This is a genomic window from Streptomyces sp. CB01373, from assembly GCF_002803075.1.
In the GTDB taxonomy this organism is placed as follows: domain Bacteria; phylum Actinomycetota; class Actinomycetes; order Streptomycetales; family Streptomycetaceae; genus Streptomyces.
Map to the genome: position 1 here is coordinate 167,276 of NZ_NNBK01000009.1, position 16,582 is coordinate 183,857.

Here is a 16,582-nt window from a genome sequence, read left to right on the forward strand (position 1 = left end):
GACGTACGACGTGAAACAGGAGTCCGAGCACGACATGAGTGACGAGCCGCAGCAGCCGAACCAGGGCGTGGCCGACCACCAGCCACCGGCGGCACCCGAGACCAGGGGCGAGGCGGAGAGCGGGACGGAAAGCGAGACGGAGAGCGGGACGGAAAGCGGGAAAAGGAGCGAGGCGGAGAACGAGGCCAGGGGCGAGACGGCGACCGCGACGGGGAGCGCGCCGATGAGCCGGACGGCGAACGCGACCGGGAGCGCGGCCGCGAACGAGCCCCCGGACCGGACGCCGAACGCGACCGGGAACGCGACGCCGAACCAGAGGGCCTACCCGACCGCGAACACGACGCCGGACCGGACGCCGAACGCGAGCGGGAGCGCGCCGATGAGCCCGACGGCGCACGCGACCGCGGACGCGGCGGGGAGCCCGGCAGCCGACGAGGCGGGGATCGCGACCGCGGACGCGGCGGGCGGCGGGAAGGGCAAACGGCCCCGGCGCACCGGCTGGCGCCGCGCCCTGCCGACCTGGCGGATGGTGCTCGGCGGCTTCCTCACCGCCATGCTGCTGGTCATCGGCGCGTTCCTCCTCGGCTACTCCATGGTGAAGATCCCGCCGGCCAACGCCATGGCCGTCAAGCAGGCCAACGTCTACCTGTACGCCGACGGCTCCGAGATCGCCCGGGACGGCGAGATCAACCGGGAGAACGTCTCGCTCGCCCAGGTCTCCAAGGACGCCCAGCACGCCGTGCTCGCCGCCGAGGACCGCGACTTCTACACCGAGCCCGCCGTCGACCCCAAGGCGATGCTGCGCGCCGGCTGGAACACCGCCCTCGGCAAGGGCAAGCAGTCCGGCTCGACGATCACCCAGCAGTACGTGAAGAACTACTACCTGGGGCAGGAGCAGACGGTCAGCCGCAAGGTGAAGGAGTTCTTCATCTCGATCAAGCTGGACCGCACCCAGTCCAAGGACGAGATCCTGCAGGGCTACCTCAACACCAGCTACTTCGGGCGCAACGCCTACGGCATCCAGGCCGCCGCCCAGGCGTACTACGGCGTCAAGGCCAAGGACCTCGACCCGGCCCGCGCCGCCTACCTGGCCGCGCTGGTCAACGCGCCCAGCGAGTTCGACGTCGTCGCCCACCCGGAGAACAAGTCCGTGGCCCTGGCTCGCTGGAACTACGTCCTTGACGGCATGGTCAAGAAGGGCTGGCTGCCCGCCTCGCAGCGGGCCGGGATGAAGTTCCCGATGCCGAAGGACGCCACCGCCCCCACGGGCATGTCCGGGCAGCGCGGCTACATCGTCCGCGCGGTGAAGGACTACCTGGCCACGAACAAGATCCTGGAAGAGAGCCAGCTCGACGCGGGCGGCTACCAGATCACCACGACCCTGCAGAAGCGCAACCAGGACGCCCTGGTCAAGGCCGTGGACGACCAGGTGATGAACAAGCTCGACCGGAAGAACCGCAAGGTCGACAACTACGTCCGGGCCGGCGCGGCGTCCGTCGACCCGAAGACCGGCGAGCTCGTGGCCATGTACGGCGGCATCGACTACGTCAAGCAGTACACGAACAACGCCACCCGCCGGGACTTCCAGGTCGGCTCCACCTTCAAGCCGTTCGTGTTCACCTCCGCCGTGCAGAACGGCTCCGCCACCCAGGACGGCCGCCCGATCACCCCGAACACCTACTACGACGGCACCAACAAGCGCCCCGTCCAGGGCTGGGGCGGCTCCTACGCCCCCGAGAACGAGGACCAGCGCTCCTACGGCAACATCACCGTCCGCGAGGCCACGGACAAGTCCGTCAACTCGGTGTACGCGCAGATGGCCGCCGACGTCGGCTCCGACAAGGTCAAGGACACCGCCGTCGCCCTCGGCCTGCCGGCCGACACCAAGGACCTGACCGCCACCCCGTCCATCGCGCTCGGAGTGGCCACCGCCAGCGTCGTCGACATGGCCGACGCCTACGCCACGGTCGCCAACCACGGCAAGCACGCCCCGTTCACGATGATCAAGAAGATCACCAAGGACGGCGCCGACACGATCGAGCTGCCCAAGCGCACCGAGTCCCAGGCGGTCAGCCGCGAGGCCGCCGACACCACCACCTCGATACTGCGCAGCGTCGTCCAGAACGGCACCGCCACCGCCGCCCAGGCCGCCGGCCGGCCCGCGGCCGGCAAGACCGGCACCGCCGAGGAGGACAGGGCGGCCTGGTTCGCCGGCTACACGCCCGAGCTCGCCACCGTCGTCTCGGTCATGGGCCAGGACCCGGACACCGCCGGCCACGAGTCGCTCTACGGCGCCATGGGTCTTCCCCGCGTCAACGGCGGCGGCCCGCCCGCCCAGATCTGGGCGCAGTACACCGGGGACGCCCTGAAGAACACCCCCGTCACCGACTTCGACCTCCAGCTCCAGCCGGGTGCCGACCAGATCCAGCCGCCGCCCTCGGAGCCTGGCGACAACCCGGGCGACGGCGGTCCGGACGACGGCAGTACGCCCGGCGCCGACACCGGCGGCCAGGACCAGGGGCAGGACCCGGGCCAGGACCAGGGGCAGAACCAGGGCCAGGGCGACGGTGGCACGGGTGACACCAACGGCGGCGACCCCACCACCGGCGGGGCCGGCGACGGCACCCCGCCGGGCGATCCCACCGGCGGGGAGTCCGGCGACGTCGGAGGCACCCAGCCGGGCGGCCAGGGAGGCGTGCCCGGCGGAGCGGGCGGCACCACCCCGGGCGGGGCCGCGGGTCCCTCCGGCGACGGCGGCGCGAACACCGGCCTGCAGGGCGTGTTCAGTGGCCGGACGTCACCTTGAGCCCCACCACGGCCACGAGCAGCAGACACACGAAGAAGATCCGGGCGGCGGTCGCCGGCTCCCCCAGCACCACCATGCCGACCACCGCCGCACCGGCCGCCCCGATGCCCACCCACACGCCGTAGGCGGTGCCGATGGGCAGGGAACGGGCGGCGTAGGACAGCAGGATCATGCTGGTCACGATCCCGGCGCCGGTGAGCACGCTGGGCAGGGGGCGGGTGAAGCCGTCGGTGAACTTCATACCGATCGACCAGCCCACCTCGAGCAGACCGGCGAGAATGAGCAGGACCCAGGCCATGACGGGCACCTCCGGGACGACGTGAGAACGGAACGGGGGTGCGTCGTCTTTGCGTTCATCCCGGTACGGCGCGTCTCGTCGGGTCGCTCCCGAGGCTAGCAAAGGAACGACAAAGGGGCTGGTGACCATGGTCACCAGCCCCTTGGCGATGTACGTACCGCTACAGATACAGGCCGGTGGAGTCCTCCGAGCCCTCGAAGCGGTCCGCGGCCACCGCGTGCAGATCACGCTCGCGCATGAGCACGTACGCGACTCCGCGCACCTCGACCTCGGCGCGGTCCTCCGGATCGAACAGCACCCGGTCACCCGGCTCGACGGTCCGCACGTTCTGTCCCACCGCGACGACCTCGGCCCAGGCCAGCCGGCGTCCCACCGCCGCTGTCGCGGGAATCAGGATGCCACCGCCCGAACGCCGCTCGCCCTCGCTCTTGTCCTGCCGGACGAGCACCCGGTCGTGCAGCATCCGGATGGGCAGCTTGTCGTCGTGGCTGCTGTGCTCAGTTCTCTTGGCGCTCACGCCTCGAACCTACCTGCCTTGGGCACGTCGTCACGCGGTGGGGCGTCGCGCCGCTCAGCCACGGCGCCGGCGGGAGCCCAGGGCGAGCAGCCCGACCAGGCCGACGGCGACGAGCGCGACCGGTACGACCCGCTCCAGGCGCGGGGCGCCGTCCTCGTCCACGAACTGCGCCCGCACATCGCTCACGACCCGGTTGACCTGTACGTAGGCCCGGCCGAGCGTGTGGTCGATGTTGGAGGCGACCTTGGCCTTGGCGTCCCCGACGATGGTCTTCGGATGCACGCGCACTCCGATCTCGTCGAGCGTCTCGGCCAGCACCTCGCGGCGGCGCCTGATGTCCGCCTCGATCTCAGCCGGGGTTCTGGTGTCCGCGGTGTCCGCCACCGTGCCGCCTCCGAAGTCAACTGATGCCTGTTCGGGACAGTCTGTCAGTTCTCGCTCCGACCGCGCTGTCGGCACCCCCGGTTACCCTCGGAGCGACACGGTATCCGCACGCACGAGGAGACGAGCTTCGATGACCGAGCGACTCCAGCCCGGGGACGTGGCCCCCGCCTTCGCCCTCCCCGACGCCGACGGCAAGGAGGTTTCGCTGGCCGGCCACAAGGGCCGGAAGGTCATCGTCTACTTCTACCCGGCCGCCCTCACCCCCGGCTGCACCAAGCAGGCCTGCGACTTCACCGACAACCTGGACCTGCTGGCGGGCGCGGGGTACGACGTGATCGGCATCTCCCCCGACAAGCCGGAGAAGCTGGCGAAGTTCCGCGACAAGGAGTCCCTCAAGGTCACGCTGCTCGGCGACCCGGACAAGAAGGTCCTCGAGTCCTACGGCGCCTTCGGCGAGAAGAAGCTCTACGGCAAGACCGTCGTCGGCGTCATCCGCTCCACGATCGTCGTCGACGAGGAGGGCAAGGTCGAACGAGCCCTCTACAACGTCAAGGCCACCGGCCACGTGGCCAAGATCATCAAGGACTTGGGCATCTGAGGGCAGCTCGCCCCATCTGTACGGCCCGCACCGGCACGCCCGGCGCGGGCCGTTCCGCATTCGCGTGCGTGACTGTCCGATAACCCGTTCGTTACTCCGTGTGAGCCATGAACATGCGGCCGAGAACGGAGGGAACCATGGGGGCCAGCACATACACCAAGGAGCGCCTGGAGCAGGCGGCGGACCCGTACAGCAAGGACCGGCTTGCGCGGACCGTCGCCGAGGCTCGCAATTGGGCAGACCTGATGAGACGACTCGACCTTCGCGCAAGCGGAGGTCAACGGCGGGTACTTCAAGAGAAGGTCGCCATTCATGGGATCGACACCAGTCACTTCGTCAAACGCAGCCCGTGGCGCAAGTACCCTGACGCCGCCATCGCAGAGGCGGCGTCATCCTCATCCTCACTCCGTGAGGTAGCCCTGAAGCTGGGCGCCACACCGGCCACCGGGACGCTGTCCCACATCCATCGACGAATCAAGGCAGCGGGAATCGACGTCCGCCATTTCCCCGGATTGAACCAACCCGAACCGGACCTTCCCTTCACGCCGGAGGAGTTGGGAGCCGCCGCAGCAACGGCGACGAGTATCCGTGGTGTGGCCCGGGCCTTGGGCCTGCCGGACGACAGTCGCTCACGCGCAACCCTGAGCCGCATGCTGCGCGCCCAGGCCATCAGCACCGAGCACTTCTCCCACCGCCGCGTAGCGATTCCTGAAGACAGACTTCGTGACGCCGTGAAGCACTCAACAAGTTACGCCGACGTGATGCGAAGCCTCGGTCTGGACGTCAACGACACCAACCATCGACGCATCCGACGCACGGCAGCTCGACTCGGGCTTGATACGAGCCACTTCAAACGCCGTTCGTGGGCTCGGCCAGAGCGTCCCGCACCTGCACCCATCGCTCATCGGGTGCTGGTCGTCCTGCCCTTCGACGCCGGGCGGACGAACAGGACTCAACTCCACCGTGCCCTGAACGAGATCGGCGTGCCGTATGCGTGTGAGTCCTGCGGCAATGCCGGGGAGTGGCTGGGGCAGCCCATTACCCTGCAGATCGACCACATCAACGGCGACTGGCGCGACAACCGACGAGAGAATCTGCGGTATCTGTGCCCCAACTGCCACTCGTTGACGGAGACGTGGTGCCGCCAGAAGGTGAGGCCACCTCTCGCCGCGTAACGAGCTCGGCCCGTACACTGAACGCTGCCGGTCGAGCGCGAGGACCGTTTTTGAGCGGCCGTGATGGAATTGGCAGTCATGCTGGGTTTAGATCCCAGTGGGTTCACGCCCGTGTGGGTTCGAATCCCACCGGCCGCACCGCCCCCCACCTTTAAATCGAAGGCGGGGGGCATTTTGCAATCAGTCCAACAGTTCCCGCACCACCGGTACCAGGGCGCGGAACGCCTTGCCGCGGTGGCTGATCGCGTTCTTTTCCTCGGGGGACAGTTCCGCGCAGGTGCGCGCCTCGCCGTCGGGCTGGAGGATCGGGTCGTAGCCGAAGCCGTTCGTGCCCGCGGGCTCGTGGCGCAGGGTGCCGCGGAGTTGGCCCTCCACCACCCGCTCCGTGCCGTCCGGCAGGGCGAGCGCCGCCGCGCAGGCGAAGTGGGCGGCACGGTGGCCGTCAGCGATGTCGGAGAGCTGGGCCAGGAGCAGGTCGAGGTTGGCCTTGTCGTCGCCGTGGCGGCCGGCCCAGCGGGCCGAGAAGATGCCGGGGGCGCCGCCGAGGACGTCGACGCAGAGGCCGGAGTCGTCCGCGACCGCGGGCAGGCCGGTGGCCTGGGCCAGGGCGTGGGCCTTCAGCAGGGCGTTCTCGGCGAAGGTGACGCCGGTCTCCTTGACGTCGGGGACGTCCGGGTAGGCGTCGGTGCCCACGAGTTCGTGGGGCAGGCCGGAGTCGGCCAGGATCGCCCTGAGTTCGACGATCTTGCCGGCGTTGCGGGTGGCGAGGATCAAGCGGGTCATGCGGGGCTGCTCCTCTACTTCGCCAGGGCCGTCTCGAGTGCCGTGCGCTGGATCGCCGTGAGGTCGGCGCAGCCGGCCACGGCGAGGTCGAGGAGGCTGTTCAGCTCCTCGCGGGCGAAGGGCTCGGCCTCCGCGGTGCCCTGGACCTCGACGAAGCGGCCGTCCCCGGTGCAGACGACGTTCATGTCGGTCTCGGCGCGGACGTCCTCCTCGTAGCAGAGGTCGAGCAGCGGCACGCCGCCGACGATGCCGACGGAGACGGCGCTGACCGTGCCGGTGAGCGGCTGGCGGCCGGCCTTGATCAGCTTCTTGCCGCGGGCCCAGGCGACGGCGTCGGCCAGTGCCACGTAGGCGCCCGTGATGGCCGCGGTGCGGGTGCCGCCGTCGGCCTGGAGGACGTCGCAGTCCAGGACGATGGTGTTCTCGCCCAGCGCCTTGTAGTCGACGACCGAGCGCAGGGAGCGGCCGATGAGGCGGGAGATCTCATGGGTGCGGCCGCCGATCCTGCCCTTGACCGATTCGCGGTCGCCGCGGGTGTTGGTGGCGCGCGGCAGCATGGAGTACTCGGCGGTGACCCAGCCCTCGCCGCTGCCCTTGCGCCAGCGCGGGACGCCTTCGGTGACGGAGGCGGTGCAGAAGACCTTGGTGTCGCCGAAGGAGACGAGGACGGAGCCCTCGGCGTGCTTGCTCCACCCGCGTTCGATGGTGACCGGGCGGAGTTGTTCGGGGGTGCGGCCGTCAATACGAGACATGGCGTCGAGCGTAGTCCCCCACGCACAAGGGGCTCCTCCCGCATCGGGAAGAGCCCCTCGAAGGTGAACCGCGGCGGACCGCGGGGTTCACATCATGTCTTCGATCTCCGCGGCGATCGGGTCGGCGTCGGTGCCGATGACGACCTGGATGGCGCTGCCCATCTTGACGACTCCGTGGGCACCGGCGGCCTTGAGGGCGGCCTCGTCGACCAGGGAGGCGTCGTGCACTTCGGTGCGGAGTCGGGTGATGCAGCCCTCGATCTCGTCGATGTTCTGGATGCCGCCGAGCCCGGCGACGATCTTCTCAGCCTTGGTGGCCATGTTCCTTCTCCCCTGATCCGATCCGCTTTGTCGCAGTAACCCACACTTGGACCACCTTTGCGAGCGGTCGTGCTATGTGTGCAGAATGGTGCGCTCACGGCAGCGGAACCGTCGCCAACTGGTCTACACCAGCGTACGCGTGGATCATGCGCGCTCGACGCCCACCGCTCCCTCTCATCACCGACACAGACCTCGAATCCACACGGTGCGTAGTGGTTCGGTCGCGGAATCACGGGTTCCTCGGCCCCCTTCATCGTGCTACAACAGGTCTACACCAGTGAGTGGTGTAGACCACCACCCGATGGAGGACGTCAATGACCACCGCCAGCGCGACACCGACGGCGGCACCCGTGAAGAAGCGGGGTTCCGGCCTGATCCAGGGCCTGCAGAAGGTCGGCCGCAGTCTTCAGCTGCCGATCGCCGTACTGCCTGCCGCGGGCATCCTGCTGCGTCTGGGCCAGAACGACGTGCACGACAAGCTGCACCTGCCCGACAAGGTCACGGCGGTGTTCGCCACAGCCGGCGGCGCGATCTTCGACAACCTGCCGATGCTGTTCTGCCTCGGCGTCGCGATCGGCTTCGCCAAGAAGTCGGACGGCTCCACCGCGCTGGCCGCACTGGTCGGATTCCTGGTCTACAGCAACGTCCTGAAGGCCTTCCCCCTGACCGAGCAGCACATCGAGGGCGGGAAGATAGTCGAGGCCACCTACAACAACCCCGGGGTGCTCGGCGGCATCCTGATGGGTCTGCTGTCGGCGGTGCTGTGGCAGCGCTACCACCGCAAGCAGCTCGTGGACTGGCTCGGCTTCTTCAACGGCCGGCGACTGGTGCCGATCATCATGGCGTTCGTCGGCACCGCGATGGGCGTCATCTTCGGCCTGGTCTGGAAGCCGATCGGTGAGGGGATCTCCGACCTCGGCGAGTGGATCACCGGGCTCGGCGCTCTCGGCGCCGGCCTGTTCGGTCTCATCAACCGCGCGCTGATCCCGGTCGGCATGCACCAGTTCGTGAACACCGTCTCCTGGTTCCAGATCGGCGACTACAAGAACGCGGCCGGTGACATGGTCCACGGCGACCTCAACCGCTTCTTCGCCGGTGACCCGACCGCCGGTCAGTTCATGTCCGGCTTCTTCCCGATCATGATGTTCGGTCTGCCGGCCGCCGCCCTCGCGATCGCCCACTGCGCACGTCCCGAGCGGCGCAAGGTCGTGACGGGCATGATGGTCTCGCTCGCGCTGACCTCCTTCGTGACCGGTGTGACCGAGCCGATCGAGTTCGCGTTCATGTTCATCGCGCCGGTGCTCTACGCGATCCACGCGGTGCTGACCGCCGCCTCCATGGCGATCACCTGGGCGCTCGGCGTGCACGCCGGCTTCACCTTCTCCGCCGGCTTCATCGACTACGCCCTCAACTGGAATCTGGCGACCAAGCCATGGCTGATCATCCCGATCGGCCTGGTCTTCGCGGCCATCTACTACGTGACCTTCCGGTTCGCGATCATCAGGTTCAACCTCCCCACCCCGGGCCGCGAGCCCGAGGAGGAGACCGAGGAACTCACCAAGGCGTGAGCCCGGCCACGGCATGAGAAGGCCCCCGGAGTCCCATGACTCCGGGGGCCTTTCGTTCGCTGGGCGAGGGCCTAGAGGTCGTACGTCACTCCGGGCGCCGCGAGCTCCACCGGGCCGTCGTAGGCAGTGCGGGCGTCGGCGAGGTTGATCTGCGGGTCGGTCCACGGGGGGATGTGGGTGAGGACCAGGCGGCGGACTCCGGCGCGCGCGGCGGTCTCACCTGCCTCGCGGCCGTTGAGGTGCAGATCGGGGATGGTCTCCTTGCCGTCCGTGAAGGCGGCCTCGCACAGGAAGAGGTCGCTGTCCCGGGCGAGATCCTCCAGCGCCTCGCTCACCCCGGTGTCCCCGGAGTACGTCAGCGCGCGCCCCCCGTGCTCGACGCGGATGGCGTAGGCCTCCACGGGGTGGGCCACCCGCTCGGTGTGCACGGTGAAGGGGCCGATCTCGAAGGTGCCGGGCTTGACCGTGTGGAAGTCGAAGACCTCGCTCATCGAGGAGGCGGTGGGGGTGTCGGCGTAGGCCGTGGTCAGCCGGTGCTCGGTGCCCTCGGGCCCGTACACCGGGATCGGCTCGCAGCGGCCTCCGTCGTACCGGTAGTAGCGCGCGACGAAGTAGCCGAGCATGTCGATGCAGTGGTCGGCGTGCAGATGACTCAGGAAGATGGCGTCGAGGTCGTAGAGACCGCAGTGGCGCTGCAGTTCGCCCAGGGCGCCGTTGCCCAGGTCGAGAAGCAGCCGGAAGCCGTCGGCCTCGACGAGGTAGCTCGAGCAGGCCGATTCCGCGGACGGGAACGACCCCGAGCAGCCGACGACGGTGAGCTTCATGAAGCAGAAACCTCCGCTGGCGGGAAAACTTCAAAAAGAGGAAGGTGACGGGGGTCGTGCGGTCCGTCGAGCGTAAGGCGGGATACGTCCGGTCGCTCCTCCGCCAAGGGCTGTTGTGGGCGAACTCACCTGTGGTGTCACCGGTTCGGCTGGACCTGGGGCTCAGGAGGAGCGCTCAAGGGCGCGCACCGAGGGTCGCGCGCCGGTAACGTCATGGTTGTGGACACGTCCTGGTGGCTGGCGCTCGCGGCGGTGGTGCTGCTCGCTCTCGTCGCCACGCTCGTCGACGGCTGGGGGCGGGGCCGCCGGCCGCCTCGCGGGAGGTTGCGTCCCGGTCGCCCGGCGGGCCGCCGAGCCGCGGCGCGTCCGCACCCCGGGGAGATCTGGTGGGCCGACATGCCCCACGGCGAGGGGCCGGGGGTGAAGGACCGGCCGTGTCTGGTGCTGGCGGTGCACGGCAAGCGTGCCCGGGTCGCGGAGATCACCAGCAGGTACCACGACAAGCGCTCCGGAGTGATCCCGCTGCCGCCGGGCTCGGTGGGGGACGCGCAGGGACGGACCAGTTTCGTGGAGACGGCCGAGGTCCGGGAGGTGCCGCTGTGGGACTTCCGCCGCCGGGTGGGCGTCGTGGACCCGGTGCTCTGGGACCAGGTGCGGTACCTGGCGGGCTGACGGGAACGCGCGCGGCCAAGCTGATCGGGACGGCCCGGCGGAACGGGACGCCCTGACTGAACGGGACCGGCGCGCCGCTGCCATGTCCGTGAGCCCAGGCGTACCGGGCTCACGGCCCCGTCACCCGCACGGTGACCGTCCACTGCCGGATGCCCTGGCACGCGGTCCGGCCGTGGCCCGCCGCGCACAGCGGGCGGACGGAGGTCAGCCGGGCCGTTCCGGGCGTGACGGCGTCGAAGGCGGCGACGGCGTCGCCCGGCAGGAGCACGATGCCCGCGTTGGCGGCGCGCAGGGCGGTGCCGCCGGCCCTGACCGGTGTCCAGGGACGGTCCTCGGTGCCTTCGAGGGTGAGCCGTACCTGTCCGCCGACGGTCAGGCAGAGGGTGCGTCCGGAGTCGGCGGCGGTGAGTTCGGCGCGGTCCGTGCAGGCGGGGGCGGATGCGGGCGGGGAGGCCGGCCCGGCCGTCGGCCGGGAGGGGGCGCCGTCCTTGCCGGAGCCCGCGCCGTCGTGCCGCGCGCCGCAGCCGGCGAGGAGCAGGGTCGCCGCCGCGGCGGTGACGATGCCGGCGTGAAGCGTCGAACGGCGCATGGGGGCGGCCGCCTTTCTGCTGAGCCCGGGACACCGATGCCGTGCCCTGTCCCTCTGCCAATGTGACGTACCCGTGTGACGTTTCTCCAGCACATCAGGATCCCGTCCCCCACGCACGCCGGAGCCCCGGCCGATTCGACGGCCGGGGCCCTGTCCGAACACCGAACGAGAGGTCCTACGCCCAGAGCTGCCCCTGGAGGGTCTCGATGGCCTCCTCGGTGGTGGCCGCGGTGTAGACGCCGGTGGACAGGTACTTCCAGCCGCCGTCGGCGACGACGAAAACGATGTCGGCGCTCTCGCCCGCCTTGACCGCCTTCTTCCCGACGCCGATCGCGGCGTGCAGGGCGGCGCCGGTGGAGACTCCGGCGAAGATGCCTTCCTGCTGGAGGAGTTCACGGGTACGGGTGACCGCGTCGGCGGAGCCGACCGAGTAGCGGGTGGTGAGCACGGAGGCGTCGTAGAGCTCGGGGACGAAGCCCTCGTCGAGGTTGCGCAGTCCGTAGACCAGGTCGTCGTAGCGCGGCTCGGCGGCGACGATCCGCACGTCCGGCTTGTGCTCGCGCAGGTAGCGGCCGACGCCCATGAGGGTGCCCGTGGTGCCGAGGCCGGCGACGAAGTGCGTGATCGAGGGCAGGTCGGCGAGGATCTCGGGGCCGGTGGTGGCGTAGTGGGCACCGGCGTTGTCCGGGTTGCCGTACTGGTAGAGCATCACCCAGTCCGGGTGCTCGGCGGCCAGTTCCTTGGCCACGCGTACGGCGGTGTTGGAGCCGCCCGCGGCCGGGGAGGGGATGATCTCCGCTCCCCACATGCCGAGCAGGTCCCGGCGCTCCTGCGAGGTGTTCTCGGGCATCACGCACACCATGCGGTAGCCCTTGAGCTTGGCCGCCATGGCCAGCGAGATGCCGGTGTTGCCCGAGGTGGGTTCGAGGATCGTGCAGCCCGGGGTGAGCCGGCCGTCCTTCTCCGCCTGCTCGATCATGTGCAGGGCGGGCCGGTCCTTGATCGAGCCGGTCGGGTTGCGGTCCTCCAGCTTGGCCCAGAGGCGGACCTCGGCCGACGGCGACAGCCGCGGCAGGCACACCAGGGGGGTGTTGCCCACCGCGGCCAGCGGGGAGTCGTAACGCATCGCTGCTCAGCGGCCGATCAGCGCATGCCGCCGGCCACGGCCGGCAGGATCGTCACGTTGTCGCCGTCGGCGAGCTTGGTGGAGATGCCGTCCAGGAAGCGCACGTCCTCGTCGTTGAGGTAGACGTTGACGAAGCGGCGCAGCTGCGCGCCGTTCGCCTCGTCGACGATGCGTGCCCGGATGCCCGGGTGCCGGGTCTCGAGGTCGGCGAAGAGCTCGGCGAGGGTCTCCCCGTTGCCGTCGACGGCCTTCTGGCCGTCGGTGTACTGGCGGAGGATGGTGGGGATGCGGACCTCGATGGCCATGGTTGCGGGCTCCTGTCGGTAAGGATGTCGTCGGGGTGTGGATCCCCCGGCTCGGACGCGGCCGGGCGCACGATGGGTACCCCCAGGCTTTCGGCACTGGGGAGCGCCGCGGCCCTCACGGCCGTGCGGCGGCGCGGAACGTCAACAGATGGCGCTGTTCAGCCTGCACAGGTCGACGTGCAGCCGCGCCACGAGCAGCATGCCCGGCGTCTTGTCGCTCACGTCGTGGAGAACCATGCGGTCATCGTATCGATTCCCGGTGCGGGACCCGGAGTGCGATCTCGGAACTCGGACACTTTCCATCCACGTCACGAGACGTCCGCGCTCAGTACGCCTCCACCACCTTGACCTCCTCCTCCGTGACCTCGCCGTCGACGATGCGGAAGGAGCGGAACTGGAACTCGCCGAGCCCGTCGGTGTCGGCCGTGGAGACCAGGACGTAGTGCGCGCCGGGCTCGTTGGCGTAGTTGATGTCGGTGCGGGAGGGGTAGGCCTCGGTGGCGGTGTGCGAGTGGTAGACGATCACGGGCTCCTCGTCCCGGTCGTCCATCTCGCGGTAGAGCTTGAGCAGGTCCTGCGAGCCGAACTCGTAGAAGGTGGGCGAGCGGGCCGCGTTCACCATGGGGACGAACCGCTCGGGCCGCCCGGATCCCGCGGGTCCGGCCACCACGCCGCACGCCTCGTCGGGGTGGTCCTTGCGGGCGTGGGCGACGATCTGGTCGTGGAGGGCCTGGGTAAGGGTCAGCATGGCGGCCAGCATAGACAGGCTGGGAAATGCAGGGCCGCGCGATGGGGGTACCCCCGGGCGTTCAGCCCTGGGGGAGCGTCAGGCAGGGTGGTGGCGGGCGACGGGTGGGCCGTTCCGTACCGGAGTCCGGTACGGAACGGCCCACATCGCGGACGTCTTGAGCGGCCGCGGGAGCGGGTTGGGGGCCCGCTCCCGCCGGCGACGTCCGGTCATGGAGATCCGCGGGGTCAGCCGACCTTCTCGAGCTGCTGCTCGCCGCTGTCGGCGACCTGCGGGTTGCGGTTCTTGAGGATCGCCCAGCCGATGGCCAGGGCGGCGGTCCACCCGGCCATCACGTACAGGCAGACACGGGAGTCGGCGTCGTACGCGATCAGGCAGGTGACGAAGAGAAGGAACACGATGGCGACGTAGGAGCACTTGGAGCCGCCGGGGGCGGGGAAGGAGGAGGCGCGCAGCCGGCCCGCCTCGACTCCGCGGCGGTACAGGACGTGGCTGATCAGGATCATCAGCCAGGTCCAGATGCCGGCGGCGGTGGCGACGGAGGTGACGTAGCCGAAGGCCTTCTCCGGGACGATGTAGTTCAGCACCACGCCGATGCCCATGAAGGCGACGGAGACGGTGATGCCGAGCGCCGGGGTCTTGGTGCTGGACAGGCGGCTGAAGAACCGGGGGGCCTCGCCGTTGTCGGCGAGGGTGCGCAGCATGCGGCCGGTGGAGTACATGCCGGAGTTGCAGGAGGACAGGGCCGCGGTGAGCACCACGAAGTTCACGATGCCCGCGCCGGCCGGGATGCCGATGACCGCGAACGCCTTCACGAAGGGGCTGACGCCCGGGGCGAACTCGGTCCACTTCACCACGCACAGGATGACGGTGAGGGCGCCGACGTAGAACAGGGCGATGCGCCAGGGCAGGGTGTTGATCGCCTTGGGGAGGGTCTTCTCCGGGTCCTCGGACTCGCCCGCGGTGACGCCGACCAGTTCGACGGCGAGGTAGGCGAACATCACGCCCTGGAGGGTCATCAGGGAGGAGCCGACGCCCTTGGGGAAGAAGCCGTCGAACGCCCAGAGGTTGCTGACGGCGGCGGTGTCGCCTGCGGCGCTGAAGCCGAAGGTGAGGACGCCGAGACCGATCACGATCATGCCGATGAGGGCGGTGACCTTGACCATCGAGAACCAGAACTCGATCTCGCCGAAGAGCTTCACGGAGATCAGGTTGGCCACGAAGAGGACCACCAGGAACACCAGCGCGGTCACCCACTGCGGGACGGCGGGGAACCAGTAGTGGACGTAGATCGCGGCGGCCGTCAGCTCGGCCATTCCGGTCACCACCCACATCAGCCAGTACGTCCAGCCGGTAAAGAAGCCGAAGAACGGGCCGAGGAACTCGCGGGAGTACTCCGCGAAGGAGCCCGAGACGGGGCGGTACAGCAGGAGCTCGCCGAGCGCCCGCATGATGAAGAAGATGATGAGGCCCGCGAGGGCGTACATGACGATGAGGCTGGGTCCGGCCTTGGCGATGTTCGCCCCCGCGCCCAGGAAGAGTCCGACGCCGATGGCGCCGCCGATGGCGATCATCTGGACCTGGCGGCTGCCGAGACCGCGCTCGTACCCCTCTTCGGGGGCTTCCGTGACCTGCTCTGAGGTCATGTGGTGTGCGCCTTTCTCCATGCCGACCCGGGCCCTAGTTCGGCCCCCGGATCGGGTTTCGATCCCCCCGGATTGATGGAGTGCGTGCCCGGGTCTCCCCGGATCCGCCGTGCCTGGCCGGCTGTTGCCGGCTCGGTGGCGCACCCGGCCGGACATGGGTGGTGTCCGCCGGGCGATCGTGAAGATTTATCACGGCCGCAACACTGATCGACGGGGAACTGTGTGATGCATCCCACGAGAAGAAGCGGACGAAGCGCTTGGGGCGCACCCATACCCGGCCGTCGCAGTGACATGATCGTTATCCCGATTTGAGCGTCCTCTGAGCGAACGCGAAATCCGGATATACCGGGGCGGATCACGGCATGCAGTTATGGCGCATGACTACGGCACGCGAGTGCTCGAATACGCGGCGCGAGGATCGGGGCGCAGCGGGGGACTAGGCCATGAGCGTGGTGACGAGGGTCTCCTGGAGGCCGCCAAGCCAGAGGTAGGCCATCACCATCGGCTTGCGCGGGTCCTCGTCCGGCAGCAGGTAGAAGTCGTCCGTGTCGTCCTCGTCGGTGATCTCCAGCCGGGCACCGATGGCGAGGCGCAGGTCGTTGAGCGCGCCCAGCCACCGCCGGGACTCGGCCGTCGTCAGTTCGAGGACCGCGAGACCCCCTTCACCGGGGGTGAGCGCGTTGAGCGAGTGGATCACCGCGAGGGCGTTCTCGCGCTTGCCGGCCCGCAGGTCGTTCTCGGTGTAGCGGCGGAACTCGGCGGAGTGGGCACGCTGCTCGGCGGCCTCTCGCGGGTTGCCGTCGGTCTGCTCGGGGTCGCGGTAGGCGTCCGGGAAGAGCCGCTTGAGGACGGGGTCGGACGGCGGTTCGCTCGGACCCTCGGCGAACAGCTGGGCGAGCGGGTCGGCGGGGACGTCGTCCTCGGCGGGGCCGGGGCCGATGAGCTCCAGGAGCTGCACCGCCAGCGAGCGGATGATGGAGATCTCGACGTCGTCGAGGGCGACGGACGCGCCGCCGCCGGGGAGCGGTTCGAAGGTTCCGGGCATGGAGGCAGTCGCTACTTCCGGTCCTGCTGGAGGGTGGCCCACAGACCATAGCCGTGCATGGCCTGCACGTCCCGTTCCATCTCCTCACGGGTCCCGCTGGAGACGATCGCCCGGCCTTTGTGGTGGACGTCGAGCATGAGCTTGGTGGCCTTGTCCTTGGAGTAGCCGAAGTACGTCTGGAAGACGTACGTCACATAGCTCATGAGATTGACGGGGTCGTTGTGCACGATCGTCACCCAGGGCACATCGGGTTCGGGTACGGCGAAGACCTCCTCCACCGACTCGGTCTTCTCGATCTCCATGGGTGCGGCTGCCGTCACAGGCCCCATGCTGCCACCCCGAGGGGGTACTCGCATAAACGGTGGGCCAAATCGTCAGTCTGACGAAATGGGAGTACGATTCTTCGCCAGGCATCATCCGGGGAC

20 protein-coding genes, 1 tRNA gene and 1 riboswitch are annotated in these 16,582 nt (G+C 69.3%); of the genes, 6 read left to right on the forward strand and 15 right to left on the reverse strand.

What is annotated here, in order from left to right:
• The first annotated feature begins 34 nt into the window (after positions 1 to 34).
• A complete protein-coding gene (locus CG719_RS15930) occupies positions 35 to 2,806 on the forward strand; it encodes a transglycosylase domain-containing protein (protein ID WP_442802731.1) in 2,772 nt (923 codons plus the stop codon).
• On the opposite strand, the gene CG719_RS15935 is transcribed toward CG719_RS15930, so the two are convergent.
• From CG719_RS15935 to CG719_RS15945, 3 genes are all read right to left on the reverse strand, one after another.
• Positions 2,784 to 3,104, reverse strand: a complete 321-nt coding sequence (locus tag CG719_RS15935; protein WP_100569280.1) for a DMT family transporter — start codon at positions 3,102 to 3,104, stop codon at positions 2,784 to 2,786. The two genes, CG719_RS15930 and CG719_RS15935, sit on opposite strands and share 23 nt — an antisense overlap.
• A gap of 37 nt (positions 3,105 to 3,141) precedes the next feature.
• Positions 3,142 to 3,209, reverse strand: a riboswitch (guanidine-III (ykkC-III) riboswitch).
• Between the two features lie 55 nt (positions 3,210 to 3,264).
• Positions 3,265 to 3,621, reverse strand: a complete 357-nt coding sequence (locus CG719_RS15940) for a GroES family chaperonin (protein WP_100569281.1) — start codon at positions 3,619 to 3,621, stop codon at positions 3,265 to 3,267.
• A gap of 54 nt (positions 3,622 to 3,675) precedes the next feature.
• A complete protein-coding gene (locus CG719_RS15945; protein ID WP_100569282.1) occupies positions 3,676 to 4,005 on the reverse strand; it encodes a DUF3618 domain-containing protein in 330 nt (109 codons plus the stop codon).
• A 130-nt stretch (positions 4,006 to 4,135) separates the two neighbouring features.
• On the opposite strand from CG719_RS15945, the gene bcp reads away from it, so the two are divergent.
• The 3 genes from bcp to CG719_RS15960 all read left to right on the forward strand — a co-directional run bounded on the left by bcp (position 4,136) and on the right by CG719_RS15960 (position 5,916).
• The gene (gene bcp, locus CG719_RS15950) at positions 4,136 to 4,603 is read left to right on the forward strand and encodes a thioredoxin-dependent thiol peroxidase (RefSeq protein ID WP_100569283.1); all 468 of its coding nucleotides are present in this window, start codon (positions 4,136 to 4,138) and stop codon (positions 4,601 to 4,603) included.
• 137 nt (positions 4,604 to 4,740) lie between these two features.
• Positions 4,741 to 5,778 (forward strand): HNH endonuclease signature motif containing protein, encoded by a 1,038-nt coding sequence (locus CG719_RS15955; RefSeq protein WP_100569284.1) that lies wholly within the window; start codon positions 4,741 to 4,743, stop codon positions 5,776 to 5,778.
• Between the two features lie 54 nt (positions 5,779 to 5,832).
• Positions 5,833 to 5,916, forward strand: a tRNA-Leu gene (locus CG719_RS15960).
• Between the two features lie 42 nt (positions 5,917 to 5,958).
• Here the strand turns inward: CG719_RS15960 and rdgB are convergent.
• The 3 genes from rdgB to CG719_RS15975 all read right to left on the reverse strand — a co-directional run bounded on the left by rdgB (position 5,959) and on the right by CG719_RS15975 (position 7,634).
• A complete protein-coding gene (gene rdgB / locus CG719_RS15965) occupies positions 5,959 to 6,561 on the reverse strand; it encodes an RdgB/HAM1 family non-canonical purine NTP pyrophosphatase (RefSeq protein WP_100569285.1) in 603 nt (200 codons plus the stop codon).
• Between the two features lie 14 nt (positions 6,562 to 6,575).
• Positions 6,576 to 7,313 (reverse strand): ribonuclease PH, encoded by a 738-nt coding sequence (gene rph, locus CG719_RS15970; RefSeq protein ID WP_100569286.1) that lies wholly within the window; start codon positions 7,311 to 7,313, stop codon positions 6,576 to 6,578.
• A gap of 87 nt (positions 7,314 to 7,400) precedes the next feature.
• On the reverse strand, positions 7,401 to 7,634 hold the full coding sequence (locus CG719_RS15975; RefSeq protein ID WP_100569287.1) for a glucose PTS transporter subunit EIIB: 234 nt from the start codon (positions 7,632 to 7,634) through the stop codon (positions 7,401 to 7,403).
• Positions 7,635 to 7,948: 314 nt separating this feature from the next.
• Here CG719_RS15975 and CG719_RS15980 point away from each other — a divergent pair, with 314 nt between their 5' ends.
• Positions 7,949 to 9,202, forward strand: coding sequence for a PTS transporter subunit EIIC (locus CG719_RS15980; RefSeq protein WP_100569288.1), 1,254 nt, complete (start codon positions 7,949 to 7,951; stop codon positions 9,200 to 9,202).
• Between the two features lie 71 nt (positions 9,203 to 9,273).
• Here the strand turns inward: CG719_RS15980 and CG719_RS15985 are convergent, their stop codons facing one another.
• Positions 9,274 to 10,026 carry an MBL fold metallo-hydrolase gene (locus CG719_RS15985; protein WP_100569289.1) on the reverse strand — a complete coding sequence of 251 codons (753 nt, stop codon included), beginning with the start codon at positions 10,024 to 10,026 and terminating at the stop codon, positions 9,274 to 9,276.
• A gap of 219 nt (positions 10,027 to 10,245) precedes the next feature.
• Between CG719_RS15985 and CG719_RS15990 the strand changes: the two genes are divergently transcribed.
• Positions 10,246 to 10,698, forward strand: a complete 453-nt coding sequence (locus CG719_RS15990) for a type II toxin-antitoxin system PemK/MazF family toxin (RefSeq protein WP_100569290.1) — start codon at positions 10,246 to 10,248, stop codon at positions 10,696 to 10,698.
• Between the two features lie 109 nt (positions 10,699 to 10,807).
• Here the strand turns inward: CG719_RS15990 and CG719_RS15995 are convergent, their stop codons facing one another.
• The 8 genes from CG719_RS15995 to clpS all read right to left on the reverse strand — a co-directional run bounded on the left by CG719_RS15995 (position 10,808) and on the right by clpS (position 16,486).
• Positions 10,808 to 11,287, reverse strand: a complete 480-nt coding sequence (locus tag CG719_RS15995; RefSeq protein ID WP_100569291.1) for a hypothetical protein — start codon at positions 11,285 to 11,287, stop codon at positions 10,808 to 10,810.
• Between the two features lie 175 nt (positions 11,288 to 11,462).
• On the reverse strand, positions 11,463 to 12,413 hold the full coding sequence (locus CG719_RS16000; protein ID WP_100569292.1) for a PLP-dependent cysteine synthase family protein: 951 nt from the start codon (positions 12,411 to 12,413) through the stop codon (positions 11,463 to 11,465).
• A 17-nt stretch (positions 12,414 to 12,430) separates the two neighbouring features.
• Positions 12,431 to 12,718: a MoaD/ThiS family protein gene (locus CG719_RS16005; protein WP_100569293.1), complete on the reverse strand. Its 288-nt coding sequence runs from the start codon at positions 12,716 to 12,718 to the stop codon at positions 12,431 to 12,433.
• A gap of 141 nt (positions 12,719 to 12,859) precedes the next feature.
• Positions 12,860 to 12,955, reverse strand: a complete 96-nt coding sequence (locus CG719_RS37360; RefSeq protein WP_322741148.1) for a putative leader peptide — start codon at positions 12,953 to 12,955, stop codon at positions 12,860 to 12,862.
• Positions 12,956 to 13,043: 88 nt separating this feature from the next.
• Entirely contained in the window at positions 13,044 to 13,466 is a 423-nt protein-coding gene (locus tag CG719_RS16015; RefSeq protein ID WP_100569405.1) for a Mov34/MPN/PAD-1 family protein, read from the reverse strand.
• A gap of 227 nt (positions 13,467 to 13,693) precedes the next feature.
• Positions 13,694 to 15,112, reverse strand: coding sequence for an amino acid permease (locus tag CG719_RS16020; RefSeq protein WP_100569295.1), 1,419 nt, complete (start codon positions 15,110 to 15,112; stop codon positions 13,694 to 13,696).
• A gap of 436 nt (positions 15,113 to 15,548) precedes the next feature.
• Entirely contained in the window at positions 15,549 to 16,157 is a 609-nt protein-coding gene (locus CG719_RS16030; RefSeq protein ID WP_100569296.1) for a DUF2017 domain-containing protein, read from the reverse strand.
• An 11-nt stretch (positions 16,158 to 16,168) separates the two neighbouring features.
• On the reverse strand, positions 16,169 to 16,486 hold the full coding sequence (clpS, locus tag CG719_RS16035) for an ATP-dependent Clp protease adapter ClpS (RefSeq protein ID WP_100569297.1): 318 nt from the start codon (positions 16,484 to 16,486) through the stop codon (positions 16,169 to 16,171).
• Positions 16,487 to 16,582 lie beyond the last annotated feature (96 nt).

What these genes read in the sequence shown, in the direction of transcription:
- CG719_RS15930 (WP_442802731.1), top strand. Translation starts at nt 35, where the DNA reads ATGAGTGACGAGCCGCAGCAGCCGAACCAGGGCGTGGCCGACCACCAG.
- CG719_RS15935 (WP_100569280.1), bottom strand. Translation starts at nt 3,104, where the DNA reads ATGGCCTGGGTCCTGCTCATTCTCGCCGGTCTGCTCGAGGTGGGCTGG.
- bcp (WP_100569283.1), top strand. Translation starts at nt 4,136, where the DNA reads ATGACCGAGCGACTCCAGCCCGGGGACGTGGCCCCCGCCTTCGCCCTC.
- CG719_RS15955 (WP_100569284.1), top strand. Translation starts at nt 4,741, where the DNA reads ATGGGGGCCAGCACATACACCAAGGAGCGCCTGGAGCAGGCGGCGGAC.
- rdgB (WP_100569285.1), bottom strand. Translation starts at nt 6,561, where the DNA reads ATGACCCGCTTGATCCTCGCCACCCGCAACGCCGGCAAGATCGTCGAA.
- rph (WP_100569286.1), bottom strand. Translation starts at nt 7,313, where the DNA reads ATGTCTCGTATTGACGGCCGCACCCCCGAACAACTCCGCCCGGTCACC.
- CG719_RS15975 (WP_100569287.1), bottom strand. Translation starts at nt 7,634, where the DNA reads ATGGCCACCAAGGCTGAGAAGATCGTCGCCGGGCTCGGCGGCATCCAG.
- CG719_RS15980 (WP_100569288.1), top strand. Translation starts at nt 7,949, where the DNA reads ATGACCACCGCCAGCGCGACACCGACGGCGGCACCCGTGAAGAAGCGG.
- CG719_RS15985 (WP_100569289.1), bottom strand. Translation starts at nt 10,026, where the DNA reads ATGAAGCTCACCGTCGTCGGCTGCTCGGGGTCGTTCCCGTCCGCGGAA.
- CG719_RS15995 (WP_100569291.1), bottom strand. Translation starts at nt 11,287, where the DNA reads ATGCGCCGTTCGACGCTTCACGCCGGCATCGTCACCGCCGCGGCGGCG.
- CG719_RS16000 (WP_100569292.1), bottom strand. Translation starts at nt 12,413, where the DNA reads ATGCGTTACGACTCCCCGCTGGCCGCGGTGGGCAACACCCCCCTGGTG.
- CG719_RS16005 (WP_100569293.1), bottom strand. Translation starts at nt 12,718, where the DNA reads ATGGCCATCGAGGTCCGCATCCCCACCATCCTCCGCCAGTACACCGAC.
- CG719_RS37360 (WP_322741148.1), bottom strand. Translation starts at nt 12,955, where the DNA reads ATGGTTCTCCACGACGTGAGCGACAAGACGCCGGGCATGCTGCTCGTG.
- CG719_RS16015 (WP_100569405.1), bottom strand. Translation starts at nt 13,466, where the DNA reads ATGCTGACCCTTACCCAGGCCCTCCACGACCAGATCGTCGCCCACGCC.
- CG719_RS16020 (WP_100569295.1), bottom strand. Translation starts at nt 15,112, where the DNA reads ATGACCTCAGAGCAGGTCACGGAAGCCCCCGAAGAGGGGTACGAGCGC.
- CG719_RS16030 (WP_100569296.1), bottom strand. Translation starts at nt 16,157, where the DNA reads ATGCCCGGAACCTTCGAACCGCTCCCCGGCGGCGGCGCGTCCGTCGCC.
- clpS (WP_100569297.1), bottom strand. Translation starts at nt 16,486, where the DNA reads ATGGGGCCTGTGACGGCAGCCGCACCCATGGAGATCGAGAAGACCGAG.